The sequence below is a fragment of the Burkholderia sp. M6-3 genome, from assembly GCF_050858985.1.
Classification (GTDB): Bacteria; Pseudomonadota; Gammaproteobacteria; order Burkholderiales; family Burkholderiaceae; genus Paraburkholderia; species Paraburkholderia caledonica.
The window spans coordinates 3,088,761-3,100,642 of the sequence record NZ_CP110091.1; the positions used below are offsets into that span (position 1 = coordinate 3,088,761).

Here is an 11,882-nt window from a genome sequence, read left to right on the forward strand (position 1 = left end):
CTGCTTATTCCGATGCCGCCATGTTTGCGCGCAGTGCTTCATCGAGACCGCGGAACCTGACCGGTTGTTCACGACAGGCATGACTGCGGAGTGCGGATCTTCACTTGATCTCGATGCGCCGCTTCGGTGCCGGTTCTCCGGCCGCTTTGGGAACGCGCAGCGTCAGCACGCCGTTTTCGAATCTGGCCTCTACCCGATCGAGATCGACGCCCGCGGGAAGTGGGACCGCGCGCTGAAAGTGTCCAAACGACCGCTCGACGCGATAGCATCCTTGTTCTTCGCTCGTCGATTCCAGGCGCTTTTCGCCACTGATGATCAGCATGTCTTCAACCACTTCGAGCTCGACGTCGTCACGGGTCATGCCTGGCAATTCGGCGACGATACGCAATGCGTCGCCTTCGTCGGTGACATCGATCCGCGGTTGAAACTCGCTGGCGCTGAAGTCGCCGAACCAGCTTCCCAGCGGTCCACGACCGCCGAACGGATCGCGTATCAATTCGGCCAACAGATGAATCGGATCGGGCAGCGGCCAGGTGGCAGCGGAAAGTGCTACCGGCGCAGCAGCGGCTGCCGCCGGTGCACCGCTACGCGTTTGCGCGCCGCCAGTCTGTTGCGCATTTGGCCGCGCGCTTTGCTGACTGGTGTTCGGCGCGCCGGCGCCACCCGATTCGCTTTGTTGCGCGGGGTGCGAGCGCAAAAACCGGAACGGGTTCCATTTGTCGAGATCGAGAAGCATGTGATTCTCCCTTCGTGAGGTACGCCAGTGCCAGACCTGAGGCTGGACCACTGGAGGAGACGGGCGGTCCGCTCGATCTTCGGGTGGAAGGTTTGCCGCCGGCTTGACCTTATGACCCACGACGAGTTCCGTCAGCGGTGCGCTTACGGATGCAATGGCGCGCGTGGCTCGCCGGTCAGGCCGTCATGGTGCCAGGCACGCGCAGTGATGCCCAATACGAAAAGCAGCGCGCCTGTGAACAACGCATACACGCCGATCAGCCAGACAAGCGCTAGTGCACCGGCGCCCGGAAAGACCAGCACGAAGATGCCGAACAGCACGGCGAGCACTCCGGTGAGCACCAGCATCCACGCATTGCGCAGACGCCTGCGCAGCCGGGTTGCCGCGATCAGATCGAATACGCCGGTGATAATCGCGTTTGCACCGATGACTGCGATGAGCACGAGCGTGGTAAGTCCCGGCACTAACGCGGCTATCACACCAGCTCCGACGCTGCAGATACCCAGCAGCAAGAGCACCCACCAGGTGCCGTGCGTCGAGCGGTAGCGGATGGCCGCAACAATCGCGACAATGCCGCCGGCGATTGCGTAGGCGCTGAAGAGGGTGATGAGCAGTAGAAGAGTAAGACCGGGCCACAATAGCGCCAGCATGCCGAACAGCAGCGCTACCGTGCCGCGCAGAATGAGCATCCACCAGGCGCGCCCAAGTAGTTCATCCATGTGGAACTCCGAGCCGTAACGTCAGTTGATGAACCTCAGTTTAGGCTCCACGCATCTGCGATTCTTTCGCGTTTCTGCCATGTGTTTCGCAATTCTGCGTTGATATCAGGACGCATGGCGAACGGCATCCAGATTGGCATCCCGGATGCACCGAAATGACCCGATCCATCACCGCGTTTTTGTAGCGGCTCGCCGTGAGGAGTTCTAACATGAACTGATGCAGTTCACGGTCTGGCATTGGCGCCATCATGTCATTATTGGTGGCACCGGACCGGTCGGTATTTTTTTCAATCATCGTGTCCAGCGCCACCCCGAATTGACCAGCAACAAAACAGCAGTCCGTCAACGAAGCCAGTTGCTTCTGCCCATATTACGAACCCGCCTTAAGCAGCCTTCGATTCGGCGTAAGCTTAGGTATGCGCCGCGGCCAAGGAGACTTTGCTCATCATGAAGCAAGCAATACGATCGACTCCTGATCACGGGTTACGCTGCCAACCGATGAACGTCGTTTTCACCAATGGCGAGCTGAATCTGGTGCATGGATTTCGGCTCGTCGTACCCACGGATAACACTGTTGTGCAGGCTGTAGGCTGCGACGACCTCGGAACGAGTCACTCGATCCTCATAGGTGCACCATTTGTCGCGATTATTACTGGGGCCGCGCAGTTGGCCACGGACGCTGACAACGATCCCAAGGGATGGGTTATCGCACTCAAACCGAGCGTACTGGGTCAAGTCTCGCAAGATGCGTTTGGCGCCCTCCCGAAATGGTCCGAGTGTTGGGATCCCTTTTTGCGCGAGGCCGCGGATACATTGAGTGCTTTGGCGAATGCGGATCTTATCGACGCTGCGTGCGCCGACGCTTTTGCCGATGTCATTTCGGTGCACATCGCTGTCCGTTACGGGCACTGTGCTGGTGCGATCGAACCGGACATGCCTATTACACGTCAAATGCTGGCTCGCATTCAAGCCTTCGTTCATGAGAACATCGCCGAAACCATCTTGGTCGAGCAACTCGCAGTTCTGGTGAACATGAGTGTTTCAAAGTTTGCACGCGTTTTCAAAACGGCGACAGGAAGCCCGCCCCATCTGTACGTGACACTCGAACGAGTGAAATTTGCGAGGGCGATGTTGTGCGTGGAGACCATTCCGTTGGTTGACGTTGGCGCACGCGCGGGATTTCAGACTCAGCAGCATTTCACCGACGTGTTTCATAGATATACCGGTGTGACGCCGCGCGCATACCGACTTTCCCACCGGAACTCCGGTAATTAATTCGTTTAGCGAAGTTGCTAACAGGTAACAACCGCGGTATATGTCCGGATCCCGCTTCAGTGCGTACTCTACGTCTCGGTTGAGATCTTCGTCGGCGCTCATCGCGCTCCTCGTCGTTTTGTTGATGGAATAACACGCGCACGCAAAGCACGTCCAACTCCACACGCATCGGTCTACGCTATGACGCGCCGGGCCCATTGTCTCCCGCACGCCTGCGCAGTTTCGCGCAATGCCACCTTATGTTCACATTCGAAAGCCGCGCAGCATCGCGCAGAGATCCGACACGTCCTCGCAGGAATGAGGAAGAAGTGCAACCGTCAAGAATCTAGTCTTGGTGTCATCGTCATCGCGTCAATGACCCGTCCACATTACAGAGTCCGCGCCTGGCGCGACATGCACGGTTGGCTGGCACCGCTGCTGTTTTGCGACACGGTCGGAGTTTTGACCACGGCGCTGGGCATGAGTTCAACCGTCTTGCGCAGAAGGGTCTAGGCTTATTTCCAGAGAAACGCACAATTTGCTTCCAACTGCGCGCGAAACACAGGCAACGTGACCACGCCGCCATTGACCGCCATTCCCGGCATCTGATGGCGTTCGGGAAAGCGTCAGCACGGCGAAAGCTCGCGCATCCCGCGGATGCCTTCTTGGAGAGACACGATGAGCATTGCATTAATTGGCGCCACCGGCCGCACCGGCCGGCTAGTCGCGGAAAAATTGCACCGTGCAGCCATCCCGTTTCGTGCATTGCTGCGCGACGAGGCGCAGCGGGCTCACTTCGAAAGCCTCGGCGGGAGCCCCGTGATCGTCGACCTGACGCAGGACTTTTGCGCGGCGCTTGCGGGGATTAATACAGTTATCTTTGCCGCTGGCTCCGCTGAAACCGAGGGCGCCGAGCAGGAGCGCCAGATCGACCGGGACGCAATCATCAAGGCGGTCGATTGCGCGAAGCAGTATGGCGCGGACCGTTTCATCGTCGTCAGCACCTTGCTCGCATACGCCCCTGAATCCGCCCCCGATGCGCTTCGGCACTACGCCCAGATGAAGCGCGCATCGGACGATTATCTGATCGGCAGTGGACTGGATTATCTTGTGCTGCGTCCCGCCACACTGACTATGGAGTCCGGTACCGGGAAGATTGAGATCGTGACCGACGCTCGGTCCGCTCGTGCGCCCGTTGCGCGCGAGGATGTTGCCGATGTCACGCTCCAAGCGCTCAGGATCGGCCTTGTCAACACGATCGTCGGATTTGCTGGTGGCAGCAAACCGATCGACGACGCGTTGGCCGCGCTCCATTGACGTTGCGCCGCTCATCCCAGATCGTCGCGCCATAGGTGGTGACGCCGCGCATTTCAGACTGCGGCAATCGCTACATGCATCCGCGATCCGCCAGTTGCGTTGAGCACTCGCACGCGTGCAACGGCGCGAACGTCCTGGCGAACATTCCGACAATACGAGCTAGACTTGAAACGTCGGCCGCCCGCCCCCGAGAACAAAGCCGTGCGCCCCGTCGCGATGGAAAACTCCCATGCCGAAGACCGTTTTCTCAGCCGAGCAGATTCGCGATGAAGCGCAAAGTCGCGTGGCAAAAATAAGCGCGAATACGCCGGAAGAACTGCGCGTGCGGATACCGCTGCCCGAACGGCACCCACCCGACGCCGCCGGCAGGAACTGGAATATGGTGCCGCTCAACGAGAAGGGCACCGACTTTGCTCACGAGGTCCGGCGCATCGTCGAAGACATGCGCACCGAGTTCGTTCTGCCGGATTGACGCTGCAACGCGGCAGGATCGCAAAGACCAGATCCGGCCCGATGGAGCGATAGACCCCGTGGCGCGCAGGATCGTGACAGATCTGGGCAGAAACCGGAAAGAAGCGCGCGCGGACCATGGCTAGAGTAGCTAGAAGCGGAATCAAGACGATGTGATCTGACGCCGACGCCTGGAGGCGTCTATAGCAGTACTTTTCGGGCCGGGTCAAAAACGCAAGGAGCGAATTCATGCCGGATACGGAAAACACGTCTGCTGTAGCCGGGCGGCACGACGAGCAGATCCCGCTGCGCAAGCTCTTCGAACCCGTCAAGGTGGGACCGTACAACCTGCAACATCGTGCCGTGATGGCGCCGCTGACGCGTTCGCGCGCGAGCCGGACAGGCAACATACCGTCTCAGCTCAACGCCTGCTATTACGCGCAGCGTGCATCGGCCGCGCTCATCATCAGCGAGGCGACGCAGGTGTCGATGCAAGGACAGGGCTATGCATGGACGCCCGGGATTCACAGTCGCGAGCAGGTCGAAGGCTGGCGGCTCGTGGCGAACGCCGTGCACGAGGCGGACGGGTTGATGTTCATGCAGCTGTGGCATGTCGGACGCATATCGCACCCTTCGTTGCAGCCTGATGAAATGCTGCCTGTTGCGCCGTCTGCGCTCCAGCCGAAAGCGGAGGCGTTCATCGAGAACGAGCGCGGCGAAGGTGTCCTCGCGCCCTGCGTCAAGCCTCGCGCGCTGCAGATTGAAGAGATGCCATACCTCGTGCGCCAGTATTTAAGGGGTGCGCGCAACGCAAAAGCTGCCGGTATGGACGGCGTCGAAGTACACGGAGCGAATGGGTATCTGCTCGACCAGTTCCTGTTGTCCGGCACGAACCGCCGCACGGACGAATATGGCGGGTCGAGCGAGCGCCGCGCCAAGCTGCTGCTGGAGGTGATCGAGACGGTTTGCGAAGTCTGGGGGCCCGAAAGGGTCGGCGTGCGGCTTTCCCCTCTCGGCACCTTCAACGACATGCATGACGACGATCCCGAGGCGACATTCTCTTACGTCATCGAGAAGCTCAATCGATACCGGCTCGCTTATTTGCACATCGTTAATCCCGCGCTGGCGGCGACCGGTGAGGACCACACTTTCGCGGAGCGCGCGAAACGCATGAGCGAGATGATACGGCGCACCTATCGCGGCGTGCTGATGGTCGCAGGCGGGTTCGACGGCAGCAGTGCGGAAAGATGGCTCGAGGATGGCAACGCGGACCTGATCGCGTTCGGACGCCTGTTCATCGCCAATCCCGACCTGCCCGAACGCCTCCGGTTGCACGCTCCGCTCAATTCGCCGGATCCGTCCACGTTCTACGGAGGCGGCGAGCGCGGATACACCGACTATCCGTCGCTTGCGCAGGAGCGCGGGGAAGCACCACGGTCCGTCATCGACGGGCGTTGGAGATAGACCGTCGTTGACCGGCGAGCTCGCTGACGTCACGCGACGATTCGCGATGGCCGCAGGGTCGGCGATCGATCATGCTGAGAGGTGCACCATGGTTGTCACTACCTGGGTTGTCGTTGCCGACGGCAGCCGTGCACGAATCTTCGAGACACCAGGACTTAAACTGGACTTGAAAGAGATCGAAGACCTCGTCAATGCCAGTCCAAGGGGACCGGCGCTGACCGAGAAGGATCGCGAAAAGTTCGCGAAGACCGTCGCCGACTATATCGAACAGGGGCGGCTCCATCAGCGGTATCAGCGATTGCGATTAGCCGCCGAGCCGAAGTTTCTCGGGATGCTGCGCGCGCGCCTGAGCGAGGAGACGCGTCAGATGATTTTCGAAGAGATCAACGAAGATCTGTCGGCCCTCGATGCTCGCGAAGTTCAAGCGCACCTGCGAAGTCATTGACGGCGAGCTGCCCGGTCGTAGGCCGCATTAAATACGTCAAGCCGTCAGAGAGTCGGGCCTGCACGCGGGCGTGTTCTCTCTGGTTCGCGGCGGGCGGCTAACCCCAATACCGTCGCTTCGATACAACAGCGACTCGAGCCATGGAATAAAGCACGGAATCGCTGCGCCTTGCGGGCGGGGATACCACCACAATTGTGTCGAAATTGTGGCGGATTACTTCAGAAAGACGCAAAGGTCCAATCCAGACCGGAAACGATGTGGGCTACCCGGGCGGTTCTATACTCGCCCCGCTGTCTTCTGACGCAATTCCAATACGCTCGAGTTAATTCATGAAAAAGATTCGCATCGCCCTCGCTGTCTCCGTTGCGCTTGGCGCGACCGCCGCCCATGCACAGACCTCGGTCACGCTGTACGGCCTCATCGACGCCGGTATCACGTACACGAATAACGTCGGCGGAAGCGGCCGGGTCGCACTGGCGAGCGGCAACATCAGCGGTAGCCGTTTCGGCCTGCGTGGCACGGAAGATCTCGGTGGCGGCCTGAAGGCCGTCTTCGTGCTCGAAAATGGCTTCAACGTCAATAACGGGACGCTCGGCCAAGGTGGCAGGATGTTTGGTCGCCAGGCGTATGTCGGCCTGAGCAGCAACACTTTTGGCACCGTCACGTTGGGTCGCCAGTATGACTCCATGGTTGATTTCGTCGCACCGCTGTCTGCCACGGCAGGCCCGTTCGGTGACTCGGGTTTTGCGCACCCGTATGACAACGACAACCTGCAACATAGCGTTCGCTTCAATAACTCGGTCAAGTTCACCAGCCTCGACTATGCCGGCTTCAAGGCTGGCGGTATGTATGCGTTCAGTAATACCCAGACCGGCTTTGCTGTCGATCGTGCGTACAGCGCGGGCGCCAGCTACAAATTCGGCGGCTTGAACGTGGCTGCCGCCTACCTGCAGATCAATGGTTCGGGCGCTTCGAATCCGAATACCACGGGTGCCGCTGACCCAACCGAGTTCAAGGGTGGCCTGACGTCGGATGTGCAGCGTACAGCCGGTGCGGGTGTGAGCTACGGCTTCGGCCCTGCGACGGTCGGCTTCGTTTACACGCACAGCCAATATCAGAATACGAACGCGTTCGGGCTGAAAAATGGTGGCGCTCATTTCGACAACTACGAACTCAATGGCAAGTACGCACTTACGCCCGCGCTCATGCTCGGCGTTTCTTATGCCTACACCGACGCGCATCTGAGCGGTGCAACGTCGTTCGGCGCCGATCCGAAGTGGAATCAAGTCAACGCGATTGCGCGCTACTCGCTGTCGAAGCGTACGGAGCTGTATGCCGAAGCCATGTACCAGCATGCAACCGGCAACAAGAACGTTGCAGTCATGTACAACGCAGGTGGCGCCTCATCGACGGGCAATCAGGTCATGGGTTCGGTCGGTGTACTCACCCGCTTCTAAGAAAGCCAGGCGCAAGGAATTAGCGAGCTAGCTCCGTCAGCGCACAAGAGCCGTTTGCGCCGGCAAGGCACCTGCCGGCGCAAATTCACCTAGGCTCGCGAAGTCGTCGGGAATCACTCGATAGAGTCCATCATTCCTTTAATTCCCGCACCGTCTGCCTGACGGTAGGGTCGCTTCCCCGACCTCTCGCAATACGGAGGCATGGTCACGAGCGTAAGTCCTTCTTGCGACGCAGCAGATGTACGACCGTCGACGTGAAGCTATCGATCATTGACAAGGGACACGCGATGGCCGTCGGAGTGGCTTCATCGCACTGGATTCACTGCGTCGAACTCGATACCGAGACATTCTGAACGGCCGATCACGACATCCTTAAGAAAACCTTAAGCAACCCTAACGCTCGCACTCATCCAATTCTTGTACGACCGGGCGAAATACAGCTAGTTGAAAGTCAACGTTCACGGATTCGACGCAAACACGTTGCACATTGATGGTCCGGCAGGTTGTGCTGTTACCCATCAATAAGGACGAGACATGAACCGAAGAAGACCGCAATGGCCGTTGCAGAACTTGTTCTCCACTGTAGCCCTGACGCTGGCGGTATCTTGCGCAGCGAATGCATCTCCCGCCGAGGACCATCGTCGCGGGCAAGACGGCGATCACGGCAGGCACAATGAGATCGAACATGTGCTTCTCGTCAGCTTCGACGGTTTGCACGAACAAGACGTGGCTCGATGCATCGCTTCTAACTCGTGTCCTAACATCGCGCTTCTTGCAAAGGCTGGCATCACATATACGGATGCTCATACGCCGGGTTTGTCGGACTCTTTCCCGGGCCTCGCCGCGCTAGTTACCGGCGGGTCGCCTAAGAGCGCAGGGCTTTTCTACGACGTGTCATACGACAGAACGCTATACGCGCCTTCGGACTCGACATGCAGCGGTCCTCAAGGCTGGAACGTCGTATTCGACGAAACCACCGGCACCGACGCCGAGAATGGCGGCGCACTGACGCATCTCGATGGCGGTGGCGGATTCAATCCACAGGCTATCCCTCACGCAAAAATCGATGGCGTCTGCAAGCCCGTTTACCCGCACGACTATGTGAAGACCAACACAATCTTTGAAGTCGTCAAACAAAACCTTCTAGGTGCGCGCACGGCCTGGGCGGACAAGCACGCATGGGGCTATGACTGGCTGAACGGCCCATCCGGGCACGGTGTCGACGATCTCATGCGGACCGAAATCAATTCGATCGACCCCGCGACCGGCACCGACTACACGGACGTCTACAGCCATACCGAAAAATTCGACGACTTCCACGTCGCGGCAATCATCAATCAGATCGACGGAAAGACATCGAAGGGCGATGCACCGTCGAGTGTGCCTACCGTCCTGGGCACGAACTTTCAAACGCTAAGCGTCGCACAGAAGGCGCCGGTGGCCAAGGGTGGTGGCTATCTGGACGCGAGCTTCACGCCCGGCCCGCAAGTTGCGGCGGCAATCGCGTACATCGACGCCTCCCTCGGTCGAATGGTGGCCGAATTGAAGCAGCGCGGCCTCTATCAGTCCACCGCGATCATCGTCACCTCCAAGCACGGCCAGTCGCCGACGGATCACTCGAAGCTGGTGAAAAACGGCGACACGCTGTCCAAGCTGCTTGAATCGAGCAACTATTTCGATCCGGACGGCAACATTGGACAGGCGAACACGAAAAGCGGCAACCTCAACGACGGGACAGGGCTCACAGGTACGGGCTTCATACAGACCGACGACGTCGGGCTGGTGTGGCTGCGCGACCAGAGTCAGCTCGCCGCCGCCGTCAAGACGCTCAAGGACAACCTGAGTTGCAACGCGCCCGGGATCTGCGCGGACGGCCCGCAGGCATATCTTCTGTACGGCCGTCCGCTCGCCGGGCGCTTTGGCGATCCAGCGCGTGGTCGCACACCGGACATCATCGTTCAGCCGAACCCTGGCGTCATCTACACGACGAGCACCAAGAAGGACGAGGAGCACGGAGGCAATGCGCCGGATGACAGCCATCTGGGCCTTGTCGTCTACATGCCCGGTGCTCCAGGTGCAGGTCGGGAGGTCAGTGAGCGCGTGCAGACAACGCAGGTCGCGCCGACGATACTGCGTTTGCTCGGGCTCGATCCGAAGCTGCTCAATGCAGTGGTACTGGAGGGCACGCAGCCGTTGCCGGGCTTCGACGCGCGAAAGTTCTAGACGGTTCTGGCTGCGGATGCCGCTCGCAGCGTCCGCAGCCACCGGGAACCGTAGCGGCGCCCGTTGGCGCCCGCATGGCAAATTCAACCAGCGCCAGATGTATCGCGCGTGGGATTGCTTGCTAGTACTGACGTTGATCAAATCGTTGTGCGACGCGTTTCCGGCCGCTGGCGACATCGCGTGGCCGCCCCGCGACCGGGCGACGTTCTGCGAGTAGTCGGTACGATCCTGAGCGTGCTGCCGTCGAGCTCAAAGCCCGGCCGTGCCTTTGCAACATCGACAAGCCAGAACTCAGATCGTCCCGAACAACGCCCTCGGCCGATCCTTTAACGTGCCCGCCAGCAACCGCAACGCGCTCACGAGCTGATCGCGGCTCGATGCACACGCGAGGTTGATACGCACGCCATGCTCGATTTCCGAGCGGTCCACCGCGAACGCTGAGGACGGCATGACCACCACGCCGCGCGCCTTCGCGTTGGCGGCAAAATCATCGGCGCGCCAGGGCGGCGGCAGCTTGAGCCAGACGAACATGCAGGCGGGATCGGTCCGTAGCAACGACTGCGGCAACAACTCCCGCGCGAGCGCCTGACGCGCGCGAATCTCTGCGAGCTGCGCATCCATGATGCGACGCGCGGTACCGTCCTCGATCCAGATCGACGCGATCAGCATCGACATCGGCGCGGGCATCCACGCGGTGGTGCGCACGGCCTCCGCGCACAGCGCGGAACTATCGGGCGGACTCGCCAGATAGCCGAGCCGCAGCCCGGGCGCGAGAATCTTCGACGTCGCGGCGATATGGAAGGTCAGCTCCGGACACAGACTCGCGAGTGTCGGCAGGCGCTGAGACACCAGTGGTCCATATACGTCGTCTTCGATGATCGCGACACCATGCCTGCGCGCGATGTCGACGAGCGCCATCCGGCGGTCGAGACTCATCGTCGTGACAGTCGGATTCTGCAGATTGGGCACCGTGAAGATCGCCTTCACCGGCATGCGCCGGCATGCGGCGTCGAGCTCATCGGTCAGCAGGCCGTCGGCGTCGCTCGGAATGCCGACGATCTCGAACTGGAACACGGGCGCAAGCGCCTTCAGCCCGTAGTAGGTGAGCCGGTCGGCGAGGATCACGCCGTCCGTGCCGATCAGACTGTTCAGCACCGCATACAGGCCATGCTGCGCGCCGCTCGTGACGACCACATGCGCGGCATCCGGCGTAAATCCGGGCGCCGCCATCCAGCGTGCGCCAGCCGCGCGCGCCCATTCGGGACCTTGTGGCGGCTGGTATTCCTGCAATTGCGCATAGCGTGGATCGCGTGGCAACTCGGCAAGCGTGCGCGCCAGACACTCCAGAAATTCGCCGGTGGCCGGCCGGTTCACCGTGAGGTCGATGGCGGCATTGTTTGCCGCGCGCGCCGGTTCAACGCTCGGCATCGCGCCGCCCGTCACTAGCGAGCCGCGTCGCTTGCTGCCGATCACCAGCCCGCGCAACTGCAATTCCTTGTAGGCACGCGACACCGTCGACACGTTGATGCCCAGTTCAGTCGCCAGTTGCCGCTGCGGCGGCAGACGGCTGCCGGGCGGATAGATACCGCTGCGGATCTCGCTCTCGATCGAGCTTGACACTTCGATGTACGTCGATCGCTTCGCCTGCTCCGGCGCGCCGTTGGCCGCGCGGGCTGCGTCTTTGCCAGAAGCCATAAGATCAACTGTCTCCATACAAACCGTCTTTGTCCGCAATTGTGCGGAGGTGTGCCGATTCTATACCAGACAGGCTCGAACGTACGCCGTCCAGCGCGTCCCGACGTGGTTGCGGATAGCGG

General features: G+C 60.5%; 10 protein-coding genes. 7 read left to right on the forward strand and 3 right to left on the reverse strand.

Annotated features, from left to right (window positions below):
* Nucleotides 1-100: 100 nt before the first annotated feature.
* The gene (locus OH764_RS31365) at nt 101-736 is read right to left on the reverse strand and encodes an Hsp20/alpha crystallin family protein (protein ID WP_498849904.1); all 636 of its coding nucleotides are present in this window, start codon (nt 734-736) and stop codon (nt 101-103) included.
* Nucleotides 737-879: 143 nt separating this feature from the next.
* Entirely contained in the window at nt 880-1,455 is a 576-nt protein-coding gene (locus OH764_RS31370) for an HdeD family acid-resistance protein (RefSeq protein WP_498849905.1), read from the reverse strand.
* Between the two features lie 447 nt (nt 1,456-1,902).
* Between OH764_RS31370 and OH764_RS31375 the strand changes: the two genes are divergently transcribed.
* From OH764_RS31375 to OH764_RS31405, 7 genes are all read left to right on the forward strand, one after another.
* Complete coding sequence (locus OH764_RS31375) at nt 1,903-2,730, forward strand: helix-turn-helix domain-containing protein (RefSeq protein WP_498849906.1); 828 nt, start codon at nt 1,903-1,905, stop codon at nt 2,728-2,730.
* Between the two features lie 657 nt (nt 2,731-3,387).
* Nucleotides 3,388-4,026 carry an SDR family oxidoreductase gene (locus OH764_RS31380; RefSeq protein ID WP_498849907.1) on the forward strand — a complete coding sequence of 213 codons (639 nt, stop codon included), beginning with the start codon at nt 3,388-3,390 and terminating at the stop codon, nt 4,024-4,026.
* A gap of 229 nt (nt 4,027-4,255) precedes the next feature.
* Nucleotides 4,256-4,498: a hypothetical protein gene (locus tag OH764_RS31385; RefSeq protein WP_458033628.1), complete on the forward strand. Its 243-nt coding sequence runs from the start codon at nt 4,256-4,258 to the stop codon at nt 4,496-4,498.
* A gap of 227 nt (nt 4,499-4,725) precedes the next feature.
* Entirely contained in the window at nt 4,726-5,940 is a 1,215-nt protein-coding gene (locus OH764_RS31390) for an alkene reductase (RefSeq protein ID WP_498849908.1), read from the forward strand.
* A gap of 88 nt (nt 5,941-6,028) precedes the next feature.
* On the forward strand, nt 6,029-6,385 hold the full coding sequence (locus OH764_RS31395; protein ID WP_498851336.1) for a host attachment protein: 357 nt from the start codon (nt 6,029-6,031) through the stop codon (nt 6,383-6,385).
* Between the two features lie 329 nt (nt 6,386-6,714).
* Nucleotides 6,715-7,842 carry a porin gene (locus OH764_RS31400; protein ID WP_498849909.1) on the forward strand — a complete coding sequence of 376 codons (1,128 nt, stop codon included), beginning with the start codon at nt 6,715-6,717 and terminating at the stop codon, nt 7,840-7,842.
* A 534-nt stretch (nt 7,843-8,376) separates the two neighbouring features.
* Nucleotides 8,377-10,065 carry an alkaline phosphatase family protein gene (locus OH764_RS31405; protein ID WP_498849910.1) on the forward strand — a complete coding sequence of 563 codons (1,689 nt, stop codon included), beginning with the start codon at nt 8,377-8,379 and terminating at the stop codon, nt 10,063-10,065.
* A gap of 291 nt (nt 10,066-10,356) precedes the next feature.
* On the opposite strand, the gene OH764_RS31410 is transcribed toward OH764_RS31405, so the two are convergent.
* Nucleotides 10,357-11,760 (reverse strand): aminotransferase-like domain-containing protein, encoded by a 1,404-nt coding sequence (locus OH764_RS31410; RefSeq protein ID WP_498849911.1) that lies wholly within the window; start codon nt 11,758-11,760, stop codon nt 10,357-10,359.
* Between the last annotated feature and the right edge of the window lie 122 nt (nt 11,761-11,882).

What these genes read in the sequence shown, in the direction of transcription:
- OH764_RS31395 (WP_498851336.1), top strand. Translation starts at nt 6,029, where the DNA reads ATGGTTGTCACTACCTGGGTTGTCGTTGCCGACGGCAGCCGTGCACGA.
- OH764_RS31390 (WP_498849908.1), top strand. Translation starts at nt 4,726, where the DNA reads ATGCCGGATACGGAAAACACGTCTGCTGTAGCCGGGCGGCACGACGAG.
- OH764_RS31370 (WP_498849905.1), bottom strand. Translation starts at nt 1,455, where the DNA reads ATGGATGAACTACTTGGGCGCGCCTGGTGGATGCTCATTCTGCGCGGC.
- OH764_RS31365 (WP_498849904.1), bottom strand. Translation starts at nt 736, where the DNA reads ATGCTTCTCGATCTCGACAAATGGAACCCGTTCCGGTTTTTGCGCTCG.
- OH764_RS31405 (WP_498849910.1), top strand. Translation starts at nt 8,377, where the DNA reads ATGAACCGAAGAAGACCGCAATGGCCGTTGCAGAACTTGTTCTCCACT.
- OH764_RS31375 (WP_498849906.1), top strand. Translation starts at nt 1,903, where the DNA reads ATGAAGCAAGCAATACGATCGACTCCTGATCACGGGTTACGCTGCCAA.
- OH764_RS31410 (WP_498849911.1), bottom strand. Translation starts at nt 11,760, where the DNA reads ATGGCTTCTGGCAAAGACGCAGCCCGCGCGGCCAACGGCGCGCCGGAG.
- OH764_RS31400 (WP_498849909.1), top strand. Translation starts at nt 6,715, where the DNA reads ATGAAAAAGATTCGCATCGCCCTCGCTGTCTCCGTTGCGCTTGGCGCG.
- OH764_RS31380 (WP_498849907.1), top strand. Translation starts at nt 3,388, where the DNA reads ATGAGCATTGCATTAATTGGCGCCACCGGCCGCACCGGCCGGCTAGTC.
- OH764_RS31385 (WP_458033628.1), top strand. Translation starts at nt 4,256, where the DNA reads ATGCCGAAGACCGTTTTCTCAGCCGAGCAGATTCGCGATGAAGCGCAA.